At 67.6% G+C, this 19,139-nt stretch carries 19 protein-coding genes; 7 read left to right on the forward strand and 12 right to left on the reverse strand.

Annotated features, from left to right (window positions below; genetic code table 11):
• Nucleotides 1–120: 120 nt before the first annotated feature.
• The 4 genes from IEX72_RS03900 to IEX72_RS03915 form a co-directional block, all read right to left on the reverse strand.
• A complete protein-coding gene (locus tag IEX72_RS03900) occupies nucleotides 121–921 on the reverse strand; it encodes an enoyl-CoA hydratase/isomerase family protein (RefSeq protein ID WP_188786076.1) in 801 nt (266 codons plus the stop codon).
• Nucleotides 918–1,802 carry a 3-hydroxyacyl-CoA dehydrogenase family protein gene (locus tag IEX72_RS03905; RefSeq protein ID WP_188786077.1) on the reverse strand — a complete coding sequence of 295 codons (885 nt, stop codon included), beginning with the start codon at nucleotides 1,800–1,802 and terminating at the stop codon, nucleotides 918–920. The genes IEX72_RS03900 and IEX72_RS03905 overlap by 4 nt, the downstream gene beginning before the upstream one ends.
• A gap of 414 nt (nucleotides 1,803–2,216) precedes the next feature.
• Nucleotides 2,217–2,501 carry a 2Fe-2S iron-sulfur cluster-binding protein gene (locus IEX72_RS03910; protein ID WP_188786078.1) on the reverse strand — a complete coding sequence of 95 codons (285 nt, stop codon included), beginning with the start codon at nucleotides 2,499–2,501 and terminating at the stop codon, nucleotides 2,217–2,219.
• A gap of 1 nt (nucleotide 2,502) precedes the next feature.
• The gene (locus IEX72_RS03915) at nucleotides 2,503–2,988 is read right to left on the reverse strand and encodes a GNAT family N-acetyltransferase (RefSeq protein WP_188786079.1); all 486 of its coding nucleotides are present in this window, start codon (nucleotides 2,986–2,988) and stop codon (nucleotides 2,503–2,505) included.
• Between the two features lie 189 nt (nucleotides 2,989–3,177).
• Between IEX72_RS03915 and IEX72_RS03920 the strand changes: the two genes are divergently transcribed.
• From IEX72_RS03920 to IEX72_RS03940, 5 genes are read left to right on the forward strand one after another with little or no spacing between them, the layout of a single operon-like run.
• Nucleotides 3,178–4,098 (forward strand): Phenylacetic acid catabolic protein, encoded by a 921-nt coding sequence (locus IEX72_RS03920; RefSeq protein ID WP_229663731.1) that lies wholly within the window; start codon nucleotides 3,178–3,180, stop codon nucleotides 4,096–4,098.
• A gap of 1 nt (nucleotide 4,099) precedes the next feature.
• Entirely contained in the window at nucleotides 4,100–4,474 is a 375-nt protein-coding gene (locus IEX72_RS03925; protein ID WP_188786080.1) for a metal-sulfur cluster assembly factor, read from the forward strand.
• Entirely contained in the window at nucleotides 4,471–4,674 is a 204-nt protein-coding gene (locus tag IEX72_RS03930) for a phenylacetic acid degradation PaaB family protein (protein WP_188786081.1), read from the forward strand. Before IEX72_RS03925 ends, IEX72_RS03930 begins: the two co-directional genes overlap by 4 nt.
• On the forward strand, nucleotides 4,671–5,441 hold the full coding sequence (locus tag IEX72_RS03935; protein ID WP_188786082.1) for a Phenylacetic acid catabolic protein: 771 nt from the start codon (nucleotides 4,671–4,673) through the stop codon (nucleotides 5,439–5,441). Before IEX72_RS03930 ends, IEX72_RS03935 begins: the two co-directional genes overlap by 4 nt.
• Nucleotides 5,438–5,680: a PaaD-like zinc ribbon domain-containing protein gene (locus IEX72_RS03940; protein WP_188786083.1), complete on the forward strand. Its 243-nt coding sequence runs from the start codon at nucleotides 5,438–5,440 to the stop codon at nucleotides 5,678–5,680. The genes IEX72_RS03935 and IEX72_RS03940 overlap by 4 nt, the downstream gene beginning before the upstream one ends.
• A gap of 132 nt (nucleotides 5,681–5,812) precedes the next feature.
• Here the strand turns inward: IEX72_RS03940 and IEX72_RS03945 are convergent, their stop codons facing one another.
• The 7 genes from IEX72_RS03945 to IEX72_RS03975 form a co-directional block, all read right to left on the reverse strand.
• Nucleotides 5,813–6,967 (reverse strand): acyl-CoA dehydrogenase family protein, encoded by a 1,155-nt coding sequence (locus tag IEX72_RS03945; protein WP_188786084.1) that lies wholly within the window; start codon nucleotides 6,965–6,967, stop codon nucleotides 5,813–5,815.
• A gap of 49 nt (nucleotides 6,968–7,016) precedes the next feature.
• Nucleotides 7,017–8,048, reverse strand: coding sequence for an MBL fold metallo-hydrolase (locus IEX72_RS03950; protein ID WP_188786085.1), 1,032 nt, complete (start codon nucleotides 8,046–8,048; stop codon nucleotides 7,017–7,019).
• A 3-nt stretch (nucleotides 8,049–8,051) separates the two neighbouring features.
• Nucleotides 8,052–9,569 (reverse strand): UbiD family decarboxylase domain-containing protein, encoded by a 1,518-nt coding sequence (locus IEX72_RS03955; protein WP_188786086.1) that lies wholly within the window; start codon nucleotides 9,567–9,569, stop codon nucleotides 8,052–8,054.
• Nucleotides 9,562–11,025 carry a UbiD family decarboxylase domain-containing protein gene (locus IEX72_RS03960; protein ID WP_188786199.1) on the reverse strand — a complete coding sequence of 488 codons (1,464 nt, stop codon included), beginning with the start codon at nucleotides 11,023–11,025 and terminating at the stop codon, nucleotides 9,562–9,564. Before IEX72_RS03960 ends, IEX72_RS03955 begins: the two co-directional genes overlap by 8 nt.
• A gap of 83 nt (nucleotides 11,026–11,108) precedes the next feature.
• Nucleotides 11,109–11,612, reverse strand: a complete 504-nt coding sequence (locus IEX72_RS03965; RefSeq protein WP_188786087.1) for a hypothetical protein — start codon at nucleotides 11,610–11,612, stop codon at nucleotides 11,109–11,111.
• 102 nt (nucleotides 11,613–11,714) lie between these two features.
• Nucleotides 11,715–11,888 (reverse strand): hypothetical protein, encoded by a 174-nt coding sequence (locus tag IEX72_RS03970; RefSeq protein ID WP_188786088.1) that lies wholly within the window; start codon nucleotides 11,886–11,888, stop codon nucleotides 11,715–11,717.
• A gap of 27 nt (nucleotides 11,889–11,915) precedes the next feature.
• On the reverse strand, nucleotides 11,916–12,776 hold the full coding sequence (locus tag IEX72_RS03975; protein WP_188786089.1) for an acyl-CoA thioesterase: 861 nt from the start codon (nucleotides 12,774–12,776) through the stop codon (nucleotides 11,916–11,918).
• A gap of 557 nt (nucleotides 12,777–13,333) precedes the next feature.
• Here IEX72_RS03975 and IEX72_RS03980 point away from each other — a divergent pair.
• Both IEX72_RS03980 and IEX72_RS03985 read left to right on the forward strand, forming a co-directional pair.
• Nucleotides 13,334–15,022: a hypothetical protein gene (locus IEX72_RS03980; protein ID WP_188786090.1), complete on the forward strand. Its 1,689-nt coding sequence runs from the start codon at nucleotides 13,334–13,336 to the stop codon at nucleotides 15,020–15,022.
• A 75-nt stretch (nucleotides 15,023–15,097) separates the two neighbouring features.
• Nucleotides 15,098–16,009 (forward strand): hypothetical protein, encoded by a 912-nt coding sequence (locus IEX72_RS03985; protein WP_188786091.1) that lies wholly within the window; start codon nucleotides 15,098–15,100, stop codon nucleotides 16,007–16,009.
• Between the two features lie 574 nt (nucleotides 16,010–16,583).
• Here IEX72_RS03985 and IEX72_RS03990 read toward each other — a convergent pair.
• The gene (locus tag IEX72_RS03990) at nucleotides 16,584–19,127 is read right to left on the reverse strand and encodes a DNA topoisomerase I (protein WP_188786092.1); all 2,544 of its coding nucleotides are present in this window, start codon (nucleotides 19,125–19,127) and stop codon (nucleotides 16,584–16,586) included.
• Nucleotides 19,128–19,139: the final 12 nt, after the last annotated feature.

A 19,139-nucleotide genomic window follows, 5' to 3' on the forward strand; every position in this document is an offset into this window, starting at 1 on the left:
CCGCCACGTTACAAATAGTTTGTGAATGTGCCGCCGCGGGCCCGGCGAACACGGGCGAAAACGCCGGAATCGGCGGTTCACTCCCCGGCTTCCGAACTGGGAGCCGGCCGTAGTCGAGGCCTACCGACCCTGCCACTCGGGCGCCCGATCCTCGAAGAACGCGTCGATACCCTCGCCTTTGTCCTCGGTGGCAAACAGCTGGACGAACAACTGCGCCTCGTAGTCGATCCCCTCGTCGAGCCCCGTCCGCGACGCGGCCCGGACGCTCTCTTTGGCGAACTCCAGGGCCAACGGGCTCTTGTCGGCGATCGACCCAGCGAGTGCCGCGACGCGGTCGTCGAACGTCTCGGAATCGCACACCTGCTCAACCAGCCCGATCTCGGCCGCCTCCGTGGCGTCGACCAGCTCGCCCGAGAGGATCAGCCGCATCGCCTGCCCCTCGCCGATCAGCCGGGGGAGCCGCTGCGTGCCGCCGCCGCCCGGGATGATCCCCAGGTTGATTTCGGGTTGGCCGAGCTTGCCGCCTTCCTTCGCGATCCGGATGTCGCAGGCCGTCGCGAGCTCCAGTCCGCCGCCGAGGGCGTGGCCGTTGACCGCGGCGACGACAGGGGTCGTGAGCCCGTCGACGACCTCGTACACCCGGGGGCGGGCGCTCGCCGCCCGCTGTTCGAAGAGGTCGCGGTCGCGGAACTCGGTCACGTCCGCGCCCGCGACGAAGGCGTTGCACTCCTCGGAGCCCGTGAGTACGATCACCCGCGCCTCGGAGTCCTCGATCGCGGGCAACGCGGTCTTCAACTCCGATCTGACCGTTTCGTTCAGCGCGTTCCGGTCGTCGGGCCGGTCGATCGTGACAGTCGCCACGGCGTCGTCGCGCTCGACCCGGATCGACTCGAACTCGGTGGTGAAGATATCGTCGCTCATCGGTCGCTCCACTCCCCGCTGGTCGCGACGGCCTCGCCGTCCTCCCACACGTAGAACCCCTCACCCGACTTCTTCCCCAGCTTCCCCGCCCGGACCTTCCGCTTGAGCAACTGGGGCGGGGTGAACCGCTCACCGAGCTCGGTCCGGAGGTACTCCAGGATGTCGAGGCGGACGTCCAGCCCGACGACGTCTGTGAGCTCCAGCGGCCCTATCGGGTGGTTGTAGCCGAGTTCCATGGCGTTGTCGATGTCGCGGGGGGCGGCGACGCCTTCTTCCACCATCCGGATCGCCTCGACGCCGAGTGCGACGCCGAGCCTGGAGGAGGCAAATCCCGGCACGTCGCGGACGACGACTGGGGTCTTGTCGATCGCTTCCACGAACTCGGTTGCGAACGCGCGGGTCGATTCGTCGGTACGTTCGCCGACGATCACCTCGACGAGGGACATGATGTGGACCGGATTGAAAAAGTGGAGTCCGATCAGGTTCCCCGGCCGTTCCAACCCGCTTGCGAGTTCTGTCACTGACAGTGACGAGGTGTTGGTTGCGAGGATCGTCTCCTCGCTCGCCACGTCCTCGGCGTCGGTGAGGACGGTTGTCTTCAGACCGAGGTCCTCTGGCACCGCCTCCGCGACGAGGTCGGCCCCTCCGATCGCGGTCGGGAGATCGGTCTCGCCGGTGATGTTCCCAAGAGCCGAGTCCATCTCGGCTTCGGTGACCTTCCCGCGTTCGACGCCGCCTTCGAGGTTCGACCGGATCGAATCGACCCCCTCGTCGACGATCTCCGGTTCGATGTCCCGGAGTGTCACGTCGTGACCCGCCATCGCGCTCACCTGTGCGATGCCGTGGCCCATCGTGCCAGCTCCGAGTACTGTGACCTGCATACGCCAATCGACACCGGGTGGAGACTTAAATATTGTAGAAGTGACCTACGCCCGGACTGCTCCGCACGTTCGGGTGAAGCAGCGATCTGCCGTTTCGGATGCTGCCGCGCAGGAGCCCCGCGAAAAAACTGTATACAAACCCGTATACAGCGCCGGGGCCGGTATTCTTCAGAAACGATACTAACATACGCGCCGCTTAGAATCACAGTTGTACACCTATTAGTTCTGTTTCAGCCGCGGTGGAGCGCGGACCGTCAGTCGATCCACGACTGTCGTATACGGGTTCGTATACACCAGCTAACACAGCAACACACCCCAGCAAGGGGTCGGAGCGTTCCGTTCAGGAGGCGACCGAAGGGGTAGTGGCTCTCTCGGCGTCGACGACGTGATACAGAGGAACCGCACCGGAGCCGGCTACGGGCTCTCGTTCGACCGAAGCTTCAGGTCCGACCGGGGCTTCGCGACACACGTCAGAACGTACCCTTCGTCTTTTTCGCCCCCCGAGAGGAACATCGCCTCCACCTGGTCGGTCTCGCCCTCCTCGACGCGGAGCGCCGAGCAGACCCCGCAGACGCCCATCCGGCACTGGTAGGGAAGGTCGACCCCGACTTCCTCGGCGGCCTCCAGGATGGGCCGGTCTTCGGGGACCGTGATTGTGCGTCCCTTGTCGACGAACTCGACTTCGTAGGTCTCGACCATGTTAGAGTCGCTGTTCGTAGACGTGTTCAACCGGTTCGAGTCCGTGGGATTCGAGCATCGCCGCGGCGTCTTCCTCGCCGGCCAGGACGTCGATGCGGTAGAACTCGACGTCGCGGGGATCCTCGGTGAACCACTCCGCGGCGCCGTTCAGTAGGTGACTCGCGATCCCCTTCCGACGGTGGTCCTCGCGCACGTACATCCCGTTGATGTAGCCGTGGTTCGCCAGCCGGAAGATGGGGTGGTCACCCATCACCCGGGCTTCGAGCACCCCGAGGAACTCGTCGTCGTCGTCGTTTTCCGCCAGGAGGACGGTCCCGTACTTCGAGTCGACGAGTTGGTTCTCGAAGTACTGAAGCCAGCGCTCGTCGGCCTGGTCCGAGTGTTCGTACCGCTCGTCGAACCGCGAGAGGTACGACGTGAACCCGTGCCAGAGCGCTAAGATTTCCTCGCCGTCGGCTTCGGTGGCGTGGCGCGTTCGGATACCCATACACACCGTACCGAACCGGTGCGTCTAAAAGATTCGCGTTGGGAGGGGGTCGGATCCGCGCCTGTGGCCGTCCGCCGCTGTGGCCCGTGCGCCGGTCTGTGGCGACAGTTACCGTGACTACGGTTCGCACGCCTGCCACAACGGTTAAGACGGTAGAGTCGAACCACGCAGTACGGAGATTGATTCGCGATGCCAACAGAGAAACGCTTCAAAGAGCAGCTACAGAACGGGCGCATGATCGAAGACGAGTCGGAGATGACCGATGGGTATAAGAAGGCGTTGAAGGGAACCCTGCTTGTCTCCGCCGACACCGAACTCATGAGCGCCCCGGCGTACTACGAGCAGTCGATGAACGCGCCGACGCTGGACTCGCGGGCGTCGTGTGTGAGCGTGATCCAAGACGAGCTCGGCCACGGCCACATCGCCTACCGCCTGCTCGAGGACCTCGGCGAGGATCGCGAGCAGCTCCTGTACGAGCGCGAGCCCCACGAGTTCCGAAACACCTACGGCTTCGACCAACCGCTGGAGACGTTCGCGGAGCTGGTCTGTTCGCACGGGATGTTCGACCGCGCGGGGATGGTCCTCCTGAGCGACATCGAGGAGCACACCTCCTACGCCCCCTGGAAGCGCGCGCTCCGGAAGGTCGGCAAGGAAGAGCAGTTCCACCTCCGCCACGGCGAGACCTGGATGCGCCGGTTGACCAGCAAGTCCGAGAAGACCAAGGGCAAGGTCCAGGACGCCGTCGACTGGATGTTTCCGATGGGTGTCGAGTGGTTCGGCCTTCCCGACAGCCAGAAGCGCAACACCGACCAGCTCGACTACCGCATCAAGGGCAAGACAAACGACGAGCTCCGCCAGGAGTGGATGAGCCACGTCGTGCCGCTGGCGGACGACCTCGACCTCGAGGTGCCCGCCCACTACGACGAGCAGTCCGACGAGTTCGTCTTGGAGTACGACGCCCCGGTCGCGTTCGACGCCGGGAGCAAGGACTGGCGCTTCGAGGAGCCGATCGGCTGGGACGGCGTGATCGACCGCTGGCGGGACCGTGGCCCGGCCAACCGGACGCACGTCGACCTCATCCAGTCCGGGACGCTCGAAGTGGGGGTGTGACATGAGCGTCAACACCGCGGGGTCGATCGCCGCGGGCGCTCACGCCGGCCCCAGCGAGGACGCCGACGAGTTCGAGCGCGAGTTGTGGGCCACCCTCGACACCGTCCCGGATCCACACATCCCGGTCAGTCTGGTCGAGATGGCGATGGTCTACGATATCGACGCCGGCGGCGGCGACGTGACTGTCACGATGACGTTCCCGTGTATGGGGTGTCCCGCGTACGATATGATCAAAGACGACGTGCGCGCGGCGCTCCGGACGGTCCGCGGGGTCACCGACGTCAACATCGAGATCACCTGGGACCCGGTCTGGTCGAAGGACATGCTCACCAACAACGCCCGGGAGGAGCTCCGGGACGCCGGTATCAGCCTATGAAGTACCACGTGTTCACCCGCGTCAGCGCTGGCGACGACCTGATGCACGTCGGAACGGTCCAGGCCGACTCCGACCGGCTCGCGCGGATCTACGCCCACCGGACCTACGACGAGGAGGATTGGGACTTCATCGGCGTCGTCCACGAGGAGAACCTCATCGAAGTCGAGGGACAGCCCATCGCGGGCGGGAGGACCGCATGAGCGACGACGGGTGGCCGGAGCCGGCGGTCGACTACGTTCAGGCCATCGCCGACACCAAGATCCTGCTCGGCCAGCGCTACGGCGAGTGGATGTTGAAGGGGCCAAACCTCGAAGACGACATCTCAGGGGCCAGCAACGCCCAAGACGAGATCGGACAGGTCCGACAGCTGTTCCGAGTCCTCACCCGCCAGGGCGTCGACGACGAGTGGCTCGAATCCGAGCGCGCTCCCGACGAGTACGCCAACGCGGCGACGCTCGACACCGAGGCGGACGCGTGGCCCACGTTCATCGTCCAGGTTGCGCTCACCGACCGGGCTGCGTGGCTGCTGCTCGACGCCATCGACCACGACGACTTCACCGGGATGGTCCAGAAGATGGGCGAAGACGAGTACTTCCACCTCGAACACCACGACGGCCGGCTGGAGACCCTCGCTGAGGACCAGCCCGAGGCCGTTGAGGCCGCCCTTGAGGACTACTTCCCGGATATTCTTGCGTTCGTCGGCCCCGCGACCCACGACGCGGAGTCGGACCCGCTCGTCGACGCCGGGTTCACCGACCGTCCGGCCGCGGAGATCAGGCGCGCGCTCGCCGAGCACTACGCGGACCTCTTTGCGGGGACCGAGGTGTCGGTGCCGCCGCTCGATGACGGCGTACCGGACCCCGACGCGTGGGACGAGACCCGCCGCCGCGTCGGCGACGGCCACGTCGACGCCGACGTGGTCGACCAACTACAGGGTGTCTCCAACCGGGAGTATGTGATCGCATGAGCTCCTCGAACAGTTCACCCGGATGCGACGCCGGTACCGCTGTCGACGACGACCGCCAGGACCCCCCGGAAGCTGTCTGTCCGTTCTGTGGCTCCGAGGACTCCGATCTCGAGTCCACGTTCGGGTCGGAGGTCTCGAAGAGCCAGTACTACTGCAACAACTGCCACACGGTCTTCGAGCGGATCAAATACGACGGCGCGATGCCGTCAACCGGCCGCGAGCGCGACGGTTCACGCTGAGAACGATTCGTTTTTGTTGAGGTATAGTTAGCGGTGGATTCGTGACGAACGATGTCGAGAGGCCCTCGGAAGCCCGATGGCGGTTCGTTAGCTGGCCATCGTTCGATCGAATACGATCCCTTTCGCCCGAAGCTACAGCCCCAACGCCTCGCCCGCGACGGTCGTCTTCTGGATCTCCGAGGTCCCGCCGATGATCGAGAGGATGCGGGCGTCGCGGTAGTACCGCTCCAGGGGGTAGTCGGTCCGGTAGCCCTTGCCGCCGTAGATCTGCATCGCGTTGCGGGCGCAGAACTCCGCGGCGTCGCTGGCGGTGAACTTCGCCCGCGAGGACGCCCGAGTGTCGCCCTCACCGTCGGCGATCCGGACCGCAGAGCCGTACACCAGACTCCGCGCGGACTCGAGGCGTGAGTCCATCTCCGCCACCAACACCTGGACCGCTTGGTACTCGCCGACGGGCTTGCCGCCCTGCTCGCGGTCGCCGGCGTAGTCGACCGCTTGCTGGAAGGCGGCCCGGCCGATCCCACACCCGATCGCGCCCAGTCCCGTCCGGGCCATGTCGATCGTGCCCATCGCGATCCGGAAGCCCTGGCCGATCGACCCCAGGAGCGCGTCGGCGTCGACCGCGACATCGTCGAGCGTCGAGTCGCCGGTCACGTGGCCGTGCATCCCGAGGTACTCCCCGCGGTCGAAGGTGAACCCCTCGACGTCGTCGGGGTTCGGCACCAGGAAGACGCTCACGCCGTGGGAGTCGTCGGGTTGGGGGCGCTTCCGGGCGACCACCAGGTGGACGTCGGCGACGCCGGCGTTCGTCCCGAACGATTTCTCGCCCGAGAGCCGGTAGCCGTCGTCGGTCGCCTCCGCGACGGTGCCGAGCTCCGTCGGCGACGACCCCGCGCCGGGTTCGGTCAAAAGCATCGCGCCGACCGACTCGCCGGAGACCATCTTCGGGAGCAGGCGGTCCTTCTGGGCGTCGGTCCCGAAGTTCAGGACCGGCAGCGTCGCGAACGTGTGGCCCTGGATGGTCTCGGCGACCGCGGCGCTCTCGGCGGCGACGCGTTCGAGCGCCAGACAGTACGAGACGAAATCGCCGCCGAGTCCGCCGTACGCCTCGGGGACTACGATCCCGAGCAGTCCGGCGTCGCCCGCGGCCTCGACGACGTCGCGGGGGAACTCCCGGCTCCGTTCGATCTCCTCGGTTCGGGGCGCGAGCGTCTCCTCGACGAAGGAATCGGTGCGGTCGAGAACGTCGTAGTGCTCCTCGGAGAGGGCACGGTCGAGTAACGTCATACCTGCGTTGGCGTCGCGCGGGGACTTATGTATACCGTGACGGGCGGGACTACAGCGGTCCGAATCGGAGGCCGTCCCCGCCGGAGTCGATGTCGAGGGTCCGCCGCGCCCGAACGTACCGGTCGGGCGCCTCACCGACGCGCTCGGCGAAGCCGTGGTCGGCCGCGAAGGCGAGGTGTGCCGCTGCCTCCCCGGCGCCCATCTTGGCGTGGATCCCTGCCATCTCCCCAAACAGGTCGTTTGCGACCGCCCACGGCGTCGGTCCCGGTTCACCGTCGTCGGTATTGTCCCCGGGGTCGGGCAGCGCCGCGACCGCGTCGAGGGTCCGGTCGGCGTGGTGGTCCCGGATCGTCCGGATCCGATCCGGCAGGTCGACCGTCGGCCCGTGGCCGGGGTAGGCGTCCGGGGGTGCTGCCGCCTCCGACCCGGTGTCCCCGCCGAATCGCTCCACCAGCTCGTCGAGCGTGTCGAGGTACGTCGACAGCGCCGCGTCGAGCCGCGTGTCGCTGCCGCCGACGTTCGGCGTGTACGTCGGCAGGACCGCGTCGCCGACGAGCAGCGCGTCGTCCGCCAGAAGCGCGAGGTGACCCGCGGTGTGGCCAGGGGTGTGGACGGCCTCCGCGCCCGCCACCGACTCGCCGTCGGTGACGGCGCTGACCGGACAGGCGTCCGGCATCGGCGAGGGAGTGTCGCCGTCGACGATGTCTGCGACCGTCGCGTCGGGAACGCCCCACGCCCGGAGCCGTCGGGCGTCGCGGTCGAGGCGGCGCTCCCGCTCGGCGGCGTAGTCGGCCACAAGCGGGGCATCGTTCTCGTGGAGTACCAGTTCGGCGTCGGCGGCCGCCGCCAGCCTGGGCGCCACCCCGGCGTGGTCGGCGTGCCAGTGGGTGACCGCGACCGTCCCTATGGCGTCGACCGGCAGCCCCGCCGCAGCGAGTCCGTTTGTCAGCGTCTCCCACGGCGCCTCCCCCGGTGGCCCGGGGTCGACGACGAGCCCGCGGTCCGGGAGGACATAGGTGCTGTTTTCTCCCTCGGGGCTGGCAGCGGTGTGGGCGATCCGTTGGACTGTTGTGCTCGACATCGCTCAGGCACTCCCGTCGGCGCCTCTGTCGTGTGTCGGGTCGTCTCCGGGGCCGTGGTCGAACCCCAACTCCGACCAGTCCGCGCGCACTGCCTCCCGGATCTCCTCGGGATACGTCGCCTCGAAGGTGACTCGCGGCGCGATGTACTCCTCGTCCCACCGGGGATCCCACGCGGCGTCGACGTACATGTTCGAGCCGGTCGCGCCGTCCCGCCGGTAGTGAGGCGCCCGGGCCGCGGGCGCCTCCGGATCGGAGAACTCCCAGTCGTTGGCGGGGTGGGCTTTCACCCAGACGTCGTCGAACGCCCGACCCAGATCCATCGGCGGCGTCTCGGTGTCGAGGATGACCACCTTGTCGAACAGTCGCGAGAACGAGAAGAGGGTGTTTGCGAGCTGCCACTCGAAGCCGGCGTAGAGAACGTCGCTCGCCACCAGACAGATTCCCAGGCCCGCCTCGACGGGGAGCGCGAGCCACTCCGCGGGCGCGACGCCCCAGTAGTTGTTCACCCGACCGTAGAGCCGCGCCGACTCGGTGGTCGACAGGAGGTGTCGGCCGTCGGCCATCGGCGCGCCGGTCGGCGCGAACGGGACGACCGGGTCCTCGCGGACCCGGACGCGGTTCACGCGGGCACGGAGCGTGGCGGTGGCGACGGCGCGCTCCCACGGCGACGGCGGCCCCGACGGCCGGCGGTCGGGCGTCGAAACCGACGCGGGCGCGCCGGAGACCGTCGCTTCGATCACCACCTCGCTCGCCGCAGGCACCGCCCCCGCAGGAGTCGGGGCGATGTCGACCGGCCCCAAGGCATCGGCGATACTGGGCGCGCCCGCAACCTGGGACTCCCCCAGCCACCGCATTGTCGCCCCGAACAGCGCCGCTGGCGGTGTCCCGAGTGCGATCGTCACCCGGGTTCCCTCGGGCGTGCTGCCCGCCGGTGCGGGAACCGAGAGCCGGAGGCCGTCGCTGCCGTGGACGGAGCCGCGGACCGGGACCCACCGCACTGCGCCGGGGTCCGTCCGGCTGTCCTCGGGGACCGCTGCGGGCAACGACCCGCTCGCGGCGGCGGCGCCGTCCCCGACTGCGGCCGCCGGGACCGCCGCGACGCCGAGGGTGAGCGTCGGTACGTCGGCGTCGCCGACCGCCGGCAGCCCCAGCGTGCGGAGGTCAGCGTCGGTCGTCGCCACCGGGTGGTCGACCGGCTCCGGGTCGGAGCCGCCGCGCCGGGCCGCCACTAACGCGTCGAGCACATCGAGGTACGCGGCGTCGTGGCCCACCCCGAGCGCGCTACCGGTCCGCGACCACGGCTCCCGCGATCGGACCGAGAGCCGGTCCGGGCCGCCGAACGCCCCGCCGACCAGGGTGGCGCGCCCGCCGGTGTCGGCCAGACGGACCGCGGGGGCGTTCGTCCGGGCGGCTTCCCCCGCGACTGCGGCTGCGGTGTCGGCCCAGTGGACCCGCTCGTTGACGGTCGCGAGGTCACTCGCGGCGTCGAGTCGGTCGAGGTGAGTCCGGAGGTCACTCACCTGAGGTCACCCCCGGATCGCGGTCGACCCCGGCGCGGTCGAGCACCGACCGCGCGCGTTCCCGCAGCGCACCGTCTCCGCCTGCCGACTCCGACACGCCCGACTCACCGTTCGAGGTGGCGTCGATGTACGCCTTCGCGGTCTTGGATTTGGAGGTCCCCGTCTCAACGTCGCCCTTCTCTTCGGGGGTCTGATAGATGTTCAACGGCACCTTCGGCATCGTCTCGGCGCCGAACTGGTGGAAGTCAGAATCGGGGTCGGCGTGGAGCGCGAGCGCCTCAACAACGTCCCGCGTCGATAGCGGATCAACGTCGGCATCAACGAACACGAAGAAATCAACGTGTAGCATCCCCCACGTTGTGAAGATGAAGTTCGCGAGTTCGTGGAGGTAGCCCGGCCGCGGGACGTCCGTCGAAACAACGTACACCGACCGCGGGGTGAACCGCCACGGAACGCACTTTTCGACGTCATATCCGGCCGCTCGGAGCCCCAGTGTGGCGTCCGGCCCGGTGCACGCCACCTCGGTCGTGGAAGTGGTGTTCAGCGAGTAGCCGACGCCCGAACCTTCCACGCAGAATGGGATCAGCGGGTCCTCACGGTGGGTGACCGCGTCGACGCGGAGCACCGGCATCGACCGCCGCGGGCCGTGCATGTACCCGAAGTAGTCGCCGAACGGTCCCTCGTCCAGCCGCTCGCCCGGGATGATTCGGCCCTCAATCACCAGTTCAGCGCTCGCGGGGACTTTGAGGTCGTTCGTGGTGCACTCGACGAGTTCGACGGGGTCGCCCTTCAGCCCACCCGCGAACGCCGCCTCGTCGCTACCGGTGGGGATCCACATCGACGCGGTGAACTGCGCGGCTGGCTCGACCCCCACGGCCAACGCGACGGGCATCGGCTCCTCGCGCCGCTCGTACCGGTAATAAAACAGGTTCGGGGTCTGCTCACCCGCCAGCAGCAGGACGCTCGCGCGGGCGCCGTCCTGGATCATGGCGCGGTGGGCCGACCAGTCGGTCCACGAGGAGTCGGGGTCGGGCGCCACCATCGTGTGGAGGTTGGAGTAGCGCCCGCCGTCGGCGGCGTGGATGTAGGGCCAAGGGAACGAAAAGAGGTCCACGTCGGCGCCGCGGCGGATCACCGCCTTGCAGGCGGCGTCGGTGGCGTCGACTTCGACCGGGGCGACCGGGTTCCGGAGCCGCTCCATCACCGTCCGGTAGTACTCCTCGCCCGAGAGGTCCGGGGGGAGTCCGAGCGCTCGCGCCGGGCGATCCCACGGCCGACCCCGGGTGCCGCGGTATGGGTCACCCACCAGCCGCGCGGGGACCTGGCAGTCGGTGACCGACTCGAAGACGGGGACGCGGTCGTCGCGGTCGTTCGCAAGCATCGTGATCGCGCTTGCCTCGAGATTCCAGGAGACTCTGGCGCCGATCCGGTTGAGTTCCTCTGCGGCGTCTATCATCCCGAGGTAGTCTCGGAAGCTGTCAGCCGGGACGTTGGGGGCGCCGCCATCGGTCACGGGACCACCACCCCGTCGCTTACGGGTCACTCCTCGCGACCCCCGCCGAGCCGGATCTCCGCCTCCTCGCGTTCGCGCTCGGTCCGGAGTTCGACGTACCGGTCAACCAGCCCGGGCCGGGTCTCCGAGAGGTGCTCCCCCAACAGCGACCGGATCGCAGTCGAGACCGAGTCGTACTCGCCGGTCTCGACCAGGTATGAGACCAGTGTCTTCACGTCCGCACCGCGGGCGGTCAGCACGTTCGACCCCTCGCGGCTCCGCTCGAAACAGGCCGCCAGCGTCGCCTCGTCGACGGTGGGCTCGGAGATGTCGGCCTCGATGATCTCGATGTACCACCGCTCCTCGCGGTTTTCGTGCGGCCCACGGAGGATGGTCAGCGGATCGGGATCGTCGAGTTCGGCGGCCTCGCGCGCGATCCGCGCTCGGGTGGTGAAGATGTGTTTGGTCTCCTGGTCGGTCACCTGGAGTGAGATCTCGCCGGCGGTGTCGGCGGGCAGGTGGTCCTCGGAGGTGATATACTGGTCGCTCACGGACCCATCCCCTCGTGACCGGCCAGCGTGTTCATACGCCACAGTCCGAACGCGGACAAGTATAAAACCTTCCCGACTGGCCCTGTCGCTCCCACCGGGGCGCTACCACCCGTCGAACTTGTCGCGCCGGTACAGGTCGATCCCGCGGACCGTCGACCGGTCCTGGGCGGCGGCGAACGCGACGGCGTCGGCAACCGCTTCGGGGGCGGTCACCCCGCCCGACTCGACCCGCCCCTCGGAGGAGTCACGCTCCTCGCTTGCGAACTCCGTCCGCACGGAGGGAGTTGCGTGCTCGGCCGCTCTCTACGGCTCGAACGCCGCCACCATCTCGTCGGTGTAGGTCGTCGGGTCCCCCTCGCGGTCGAAACACCCGTATTCGGTGACCCCCTCGATGCGGATCTCCCCGTCGGTCCGGAAGGTGTGGTCGACCCTGATCGCCTCGTCGGTCACCGACCGCACGTCGGTCGTGACCGACAGCGTCGAATCGAACTCGACCGTCGAAGTGAACTCCCAGTGCCACGCGCGGAGTCGGAACGGCTGCTTCTCACCGGCAATCTCGGCCGGGTCGAGCCCCGCGTCGGCGAGAAAGGACTCGAGCGCGACAGCTGCAAAGCGAGGGTACTCCTCGAAGTACGCCAACTCCGAGCCCTCGATGTGCGGGCTGTGGATGCGGAAGGCATCCTCAAACGTCGGGTGGTCGTCGCCGGCCGCCCCGTTCTCGCGGGGCGTGTCGTTGTCGGCCGGCCCCGGGTTGACGTCGCGGGAGGCGTGATCCGCCCGTAGCCGGTCGCGTACCCCGTCCGGAAGCGGGAGCGCCCCGCCGTCGGGTGCGATCGTCACGTGCGTCATGCGGGCGGTCGAGAACGGCTCCCCGTCGGCGTCCACGACGTCGTAGACCAGCTCCAAACTGGAGTCACCGACGCGTGTGGGGGTCACCGCGACCGAGACGGTGTCCCCGAACGTCGGGTATCGGTGGATGGTCGTGTCGACGCCGACCGGCGCGTAGGGGATGGCGCCGTCGGCAACGAGGTCCTCGAACCCGTAGTCAACCGCGGTCGCGAGTTCCTGCGTCGAGACGAGTTGCCAATCGAAGATGGTGGCGCCGTGAACCAGCGGGCCGGCCAGTTCCCCGAACCGCACCGGGTGGTCGCGGATGGTTCGCATAGAACCCGGGTTTGCTACCCCGACGTAAGCCGGTTTAGGTGTCGGCAAACGCGCCGCTCGGGGGGACGCCCACCGCACCGGGCCGGCGGCGTGCCCCCCATGGCGGAACGCGACGAGGATGCACGGAGAGATCTGTTCTGTGAGCAAGTAATATAATTAACGTGTTAATAAACTATTTCTGTTGCGTTGCGCTGTTTTTGTTGCGTTGCTCTGTTTCCGTTTCGTTACTATTTTTTTGCTGTGTGACTCTGTTCCCGTCGCATTGCTCCGTTCTTGCTGCGTTGCTCTGTTACGGTTCTGTGATCCCTGATTTCGATTTGGCCAGTGGATATTATATATTTATAACATCACTACACGAGAAATATTGTCATTATTTCATAAGTCATTATTTCATAAAAGAAGCCAAATATTCAGTCGGTCCAACCGGGCTCGAGAGGGGGTCCAGTCACTCGAGAGGGGGTCCAATCACTCGAGACGGGCCCTGACCGACTGTGTCGCTGCGGACCCACAGTACTCCGCCCGGTCCTTTTATATGACGTGTTCGGGTACAGGGCGCTATGAGCCACGAGTCCGACGTCGATCGAACGGTCTCCGTGTCCGACGGCGACGTGCGCGTCGAGAAGTCGTTCGCCCGCAATGAGTTTCCCGTTCCGGCGATCAAGTTTCGCCTCGTCTCCGAAAGCGATGACTCGGTCCACGTTCGGTTGGTGGATCGGATCCCCGAGGATCTGCCGATGGAGAGCGTCGGATTCCACCCCGAGTATGGGAGCGACAACTGGATCGCGTACAAGAATCACCGCGTCGAGTACGAGCGGACCTTAGAGCCCGGCGAGTCCGCGACCACCGTGTACGGCATTCGGCTGGAAGACCCCTCGGACGCCGCGGGGTTTCTGGGCGAACCCGTCCTCGAACGCCCGCCAGTGCCGGGTGAGCCACCGGAAGATCGCGCGGGCACGGACGTCGACGACATCCTGGGGGCCGACCGGAGCCAGCTCGTCCGGGACGCGCTCCAGGGTAACGGCCGGCTTGCGAACCAGGAACCGCCGGCGGGTCCCGCGGACGCCGGCCCCGGCGTCAAGCCGATATCCGGGCCCTCTGCCGACGGCAACGGGGAGTCACCCGACGGCGAGCCCGACCCGATCGATGGCAACGCCGAGCCCGCAGTCGAGCCCGCGGGCAAGCCAACAGCCGACGCAGACGACACGGAAGTGGCGGGCGGCGACGATTCGCCGGAGCCGCGCGCGATCACATCGGAGCTGCCAGCAGCGGTGCGCCGCGAAACGGACTCGGTGACACCGGTCGGGAGCGGTGGTGTCGCCGCCGACATCGAGACTGACGCCGACGCGGACGAGTACGTCGACATCGGTGCCGAAGCCGGTGACTCCGCCGGTGCGGCCGCACCGGCGCTCGACGTCGAGGCCGGGCTGGCGGCCGCGCTGGCCGCGGAGATCCGGGCGGGAGCGGTGTCGGACGCCGACCTCGACACGCTCCGCGGCGAACTCGACCCGGGGCTGCCCCGGAGCGCGGACGTCAGGATCCGGCGGTTGCAGTCGCAGTTGGCCGACCTCGAAGCCTACAGCGACGCGATCAAGGAGTTCATCGACGACACGGGGACCGGCGCAGAACTCGTTGAGCGGCTCAACGCCGAGGTCGAATCGGTCACCACGGAACTCGATGGCCTCCGCGACGGACTCGACGCCGCAGCCGAGGACCGCGAGGCGATCCGCGACGACGTCGGCGCCCTGGGCGACGACCTCGCAGCGACCGACGACCGGGTCGACACCGTCGACGAGACTGCCACCACGGCCGCCAATGGCGTCGACGACGTCCACGACCGGGCCGACGCCATCGAGGACCACTTCGACGGTGTCGAGTCCGACATCGACGACCTCACCGACGACATCGACGACCTCACCGACGACATCGACGACGTTGCGGCCGAGATTGGGGACGTCGCCGCGGGCCTCGACGATACTGACGACTACGTCGCCAGGGTCGACGACGACCTCGACGAGGTCCGCGAGGAGGTCTCGGCGGTCGACGCCGGCGTGGCCGACGTCCGCGAGTCGGTGTCGGCGGACGTCGCCGACCTCCGGGCCGAGGTGACGGCGCTGACCGACGCACTCCAGCGCGTCGACAACATCGAGGCCGAAATCGAGGAGCTACAGACCTTCCGCGACCGCCTCAACAGCGCGTTCGGCCCCGGGGGCGGCGGCAGTGACGGCGGCGACGGCAGCGGGACGTAGCCCCAACGCCACCGTCGGCGACCGTCCTGGGCGCGGAACGCAACCCGTTTTACGCCTCGCCGCCATCACTCGTCAATGACACCGACGGAGGCGGTTCGGGTCGCGGTGCCGCGGAAGGGACGGCCGCTCGAAGCCGTGCTCGAACGCGTCGCCGACGTGGCGGGTGCCGAGACCGTCGCCGACCGGATCGTTTCGACGATCCGCCACGAGAAGGCGATCACGAAAGGCCGGACAACGCCCGAGGAGGACGTGTACGACCGTCTCGCCGCGTACTCCGATCTCGGTACCGACGACGCACCGGAGTACACCCTGCTTCGCGACGACAGACCGGGGATGCCCCGCCGGATCGTCTTCGACAGCCTCAGGGTCGACATCGACGGCGTCCCGGTACAGCTGATCGGCCGCGAGGAACCGTTCCGGGCGCTCCGAACCCACGCCTTCGGCCTGGGGTTCGACAGCGCCGACCTCGTGTTGGAGGAGGTCGTGGAACTCGAACCCGAGGGGATCGGGTCGATCGCCGACATCAACGCTCGGATCGACCCGATAAACACCGACGTCCGGGTGGTCTCGGGGCTGGGTGACACCGTGTTCCACACCCTGATGGCGCGCCCGGAGATCCTCCCGCCCGGCGCCGACCTCGACCGGGCGTTCGTCGCAGATTACGAGGGGGGGCTCTGCATCTCCCCGCGGTACGAGCGGCTGGTTGAGGCGGTACTCGGGACGCGGCCGCTCGCGGGCGTCGACTTCGCGTACCCCGCGCCCGACTGCGACGAGGAGGAGGCCGCGATCGCCGATGTCGGCCTCGGGGTCTACCTGACGGTAACGGGGTCGACCGCGCGGGACCACGGCCTCATCCTGGGCGAACACCTCTTTCCTTCCGAGACGGTGCTGATGGAGAACGTCGTCGAGACCGACGGCGACGACCCCGCGAGTCGTGTCCGGGAGGCGCTGGCGGCGGCGACGGGCGAGACCGAGATTGCGGTCTAATAGGTACTGCCGACTCTTTGTCTGTGCGCATCGCCCCTTATAATGTGTGCCGTGCGGCCCTTACTGCCGTGGTTTCGCTCATCGGAAGACAGGTGGATCTGCCATCAGCGGATACGTGAGTGCGAATCGAAGGCGTCCTGGCTGCAACACGCTACCCCGATCTGTTCTCGGCTATCAGCCCCAGCACAGGTGAAGTACCTCGGGGACAAGCCCCGAGGCACTCGCCTTGATATTCTGTAGATGTCCGAGTTACGGAGAATCGTGGAGAAAGCCCCATGCTTTAGCGCGGGGAGGATGTCAAAGCGATCGCACTCCACTTGCACATCATATTCTGCGTCCCGCATCCATGTGACAGGGTCTTCCTCACCGAGAGCCTCGTTGTACGTATACTCTCCGAGAAGATCGGCCCACACATCGTCCGGTGGCTCTACCGATTGGTGGCCGTCACATCCCGCATACGGGCATTCGATAATGGTTCCCACAGCCCGAGGTTGAGTGCACTAGTAATAACTCTGATGCCGGTTCCTGGGTGCGTTTCCGTCCTCCACGCGTCCGTGGTGAGGGTGGATTAAACCTAGTCCGCCTTCGCTTGCCACTCCCGAACGGTGTCGGGGCCGACCCCGTCGACCCGGTCGGCGACCGCGTCGGGTTCAGCCTCTTTCAACGACGGCACGTCGTCGATGCCCACGTTCTGGAGCTTCTCGGCGGTCTTTTCGCCGATACCGGAGACGCTCTCGAGCTCCGAGCCGCCGGCCTGCTCGGCTTGGTACTCCCGGTAGTTGCAGATCGGACACCCCAACGCCCAGGATTCTCGATCCTCGTCGTCGTAGGTGATCCGGAGTTCGGGCAGGTCGTGCTCCTCGCAGACGCCGTCGGTCACCTCGAGGTCGCCGCGACGGGGCAGCGGCAGCGAGTAGTCGCAGTCGGGATACCGGGTACACCCCACCAGCCGCGACCCCGAGCGGAGCTGTTTGATCGCGAGTTCACCACCGTGGTCAGTACCACAATCCGGACACGCCCCGATGACGCGGTCCTCCTGGGCGTCTGCGGCCTCGGCCTGACACAGCGGGCAGCCGTGGACGAACGTCTTCCGGCCGGCGAGCATCTTGACCTGGGTGAGGCCGTGGTCGTTGCAGGTCTCCTCGAGTAGCAGGGGTTTCCCGGTCGAGGGCAGCGGCAGCGTGCGGGTGCATTCGGGGTAGGCGTCACACCCGATAAAATACGACCCCTGCCGGCTCTGTCGGATCACGAGGTCGCTGCCGCACTCGGGGCAGGCGCCGACGGTCCGGTCGGCCTTCAGCGACTCCCGGAGGTGGTCGCCCACCGCCTCGCCCGACTCCATCAGCCCCTCGAAGACCTCCTCGAGCATCTCCCTGGACTCCCTGGTCACGTCTTCGAGGGTGGCGTCGCCCCGCGTGATCGCCTGCATGTCCGCCTCGAGTTGGGCGGTCATCTCCTCGCTCACGACGCGCTCGGCGAACTCCTCGGCGGCCTCGACGACCGCGTGGGCCAACCGGGTGGGCCGCGGCGGGTCGCTCTCGATGTAGCCGCGGTCGTAGAGCTTCTGGATGACGTTGTGGCGGGTGGCTTTTGTCCCGATCCCCATCGACTCCATGGTCTCGATGAGCCGCGATTGGCCGTACCGTCGCGGCGGCTGGGTCTGTTTGGCCTCGAAGCTGGTGTCGGTCACGGTGAGTTCCTCGCCCTCACGCACGTCGGGGACGAACGACTCGCTCGCGCTGGAGTAGGGGTAGACCGCGTGGTAGCCCGGTTCGACCAGCCGTTTGCCGTTCGCCTTCAGCAAGAGGTCCTCCCCCTCGCTGGCGACGGCCGCGACCACCCGGAGGTGCTCCCAGGTCGCGGGGTCAGCAACCGTTGCAAAGAAGCGCCGGACAACGAGTTCGTAGACCTCCCACTCGTCGTCGTCGAGGTCGGCAGCGCCCGGTAGCTCTCCCGTGGGGTGGATCGGCGGGTGGTCGGTGGTCTCCTCGTCGCCCTCCGTGGGGTCGATCTCCTCGCGGTCAAGGAGGCTCTCGGCGTCGTCGCCGAACTGTCGGGTGCCGACGAAGGCGTCGAGCAGTTCCCGCGGGTCGAGGTCGTCGGGGTACACTGTATTATCCGTCCGGGGATAAGTGATATACCCCGCGGTGTAGAGGTCCTCCGCGATGCTCATCGCCCGCTGGGCGGTGTAGTTCAGCGAGCTCGCCGCGCGGATGAACTGGGTGGTGTTGAACGGCGCCGGCGGGTCGTCGGTCCTGGTTCGCCGGCGCACCGAGTCGACCGTCGCGGTCGACGCGGTTTCGAGGGTCTCGTACGCCCCGCTCGCGGCGCCTTCGTCCCACACGCGCTCGGCCTCGGTGCCGTCGTCGTCGTGGTAGAAGTACTGCGCCTCGAAGGCGCCGTCGGGGTCGTCGCCCGCGTCGCTGTCGCCCTTCGCGAGGTCCGCAAACAGCTCCCAGTAGTCCTCGGAGTCGAACGCCTCGATCTCTCGTTCGCGGTCGACGATCAGCTTGAGCGTCGGCCCCTGAACCCGGCCGACCGAAATGAAGTCGTCGCCGAGTTGGCGGGCCGAAAGCGACAGAAAGCGGGTGAGCGCCGCACCCCACACCAGGTCGACGATCTGTCTGGCCTCCCCCGCGGCCGCGAGGTCGAAATCGAGGTCGTCGGGGGTGGCGAACGCCTCGGTCACCTCCCGCTCGGTGATCGACGAGAAGCGAACGCGGTCGATCGGGACGTCGTCGTCAACCTCCCGGACCAACTCGTAGGCCTCCTTCCCGATGAGTTCGCCCTCGCGGTCGTAGTCGGTCGCGATCACGACCCGGCCGGCCGTCCGGGCGAGCAGCCGGAGCGCCGACACGATGTTCTCCTGGGTGGGCCGCTTGTCGATCGGGGCGTCGATCAGTTCGACCGGCTCGACGTCCCGCCAGTCGTCGTACTCCGGCGGGAAGTCGACCCCGACGACGTGCCCCGAAAGGCCGATACACCGTCTGCCGCCCCACGTGTAGACGTTCACGCCGCGGGTCCGCTCGGCCTCGGCGGACCCGCCGCTCAGGATGTCCGCGATCCGCCGGGCGGCGTTGTCCTTCTCGGTGATGATGAGCTCCGGGCCCTGACTCATTGGCCGCCGCTA

This window comes from Halobellus salinus (genome assembly GCF_014646875.1).
GTDB classification, from domain to species: Archaea; Halobacteriota; Halobacteria; order Halobacteriales; family Haloferacaceae; genus Haloquadratum; species Haloquadratum salinum.

Excerpts from the sequence above, each read along its gene's own strand:
- IEX72_RS03900 (WP_188786076.1), bottom strand. The coding sequence starts at position 921 with ATGAGCGACGATATCTTCACCACCGAGTTCGAGTCGATCCGGGTCGAG.
- IEX72_RS03905 (WP_188786077.1), bottom strand. The coding sequence starts at position 1,802 with ATGCAGGTCACAGTACTCGGAGCTGGCACGATGGGCCACGGCATCGCA.
- IEX72_RS03910 (WP_188786078.1), bottom strand. The coding sequence starts at position 2,501 with ATGGTCGAGACCTACGAAGTCGAGTTCGTCGACAAGGGACGCACAATC.
- IEX72_RS03915 (WP_188786079.1), bottom strand. The coding sequence starts at position 2,988 with ATGGGTATCCGAACGCGCCACGCCACCGAAGCCGACGGCGAGGAAATC.
- IEX72_RS03920 (WP_229663731.1), top strand. The coding sequence starts at position 3,178 with ATGCCAACAGAGAAACGCTTCAAAGAGCAGCTACAGAACGGGCGCATG.
- IEX72_RS03925 (WP_188786080.1), top strand. The coding sequence starts at position 4,100 with ATGAGCGTCAACACCGCGGGGTCGATCGCCGCGGGCGCTCACGCCGGC.
- IEX72_RS03930 (WP_188786081.1), top strand. The coding sequence starts at position 4,471 with ATGAAGTACCACGTGTTCACCCGCGTCAGCGCTGGCGACGACCTGATG.
- IEX72_RS03935 (WP_188786082.1), top strand. The coding sequence starts at position 4,671 with ATGAGCGACGACGGGTGGCCGGAGCCGGCGGTCGACTACGTTCAGGCC.
- IEX72_RS03940 (WP_188786083.1), top strand. The coding sequence starts at position 5,438 with ATGAGCTCCTCGAACAGTTCACCCGGATGCGACGCCGGTACCGCTGTC.
- IEX72_RS03945 (WP_188786084.1), bottom strand. The coding sequence starts at position 6,967 with ATGACGTTACTCGACCGTGCCCTCTCCGAGGAGCACTACGACGTTCTC.
- IEX72_RS03950 (WP_188786085.1), bottom strand. The coding sequence starts at position 8,048 with ATGTCGAGCACAACAGTCCAACGGATCGCCCACACCGCTGCCAGCCCC.
- IEX72_RS03960 (WP_188786199.1), bottom strand. The coding sequence starts at position 11,025 with ATGATAGACGCCGCAGAGGAACTCAACCGGATCGGCGCCAGAGTCTCC.
- IEX72_RS03975 (WP_188786089.1), bottom strand. The coding sequence starts at position 12,776 with ATGCGAACCATCCGCGACCACCCGGTGCGGTTCGGGGAACTGGCCGGC.
- IEX72_RS03980 (WP_188786090.1), top strand. The coding sequence starts at position 13,334 with ATGAGCCACGAGTCCGACGTCGATCGAACGGTCTCCGTGTCCGACGGC.
- IEX72_RS03985 (WP_188786091.1), top strand. The coding sequence starts at position 15,098 with ATGACACCGACGGAGGCGGTTCGGGTCGCGGTGCCGCGGAAGGGACGG.
- IEX72_RS03990 (WP_188786092.1), bottom strand. The coding sequence starts at position 19,127 with ATGAGTCAGGGCCCGGAGCTCATCATCACCGAGAAGGACAACGCCGCC.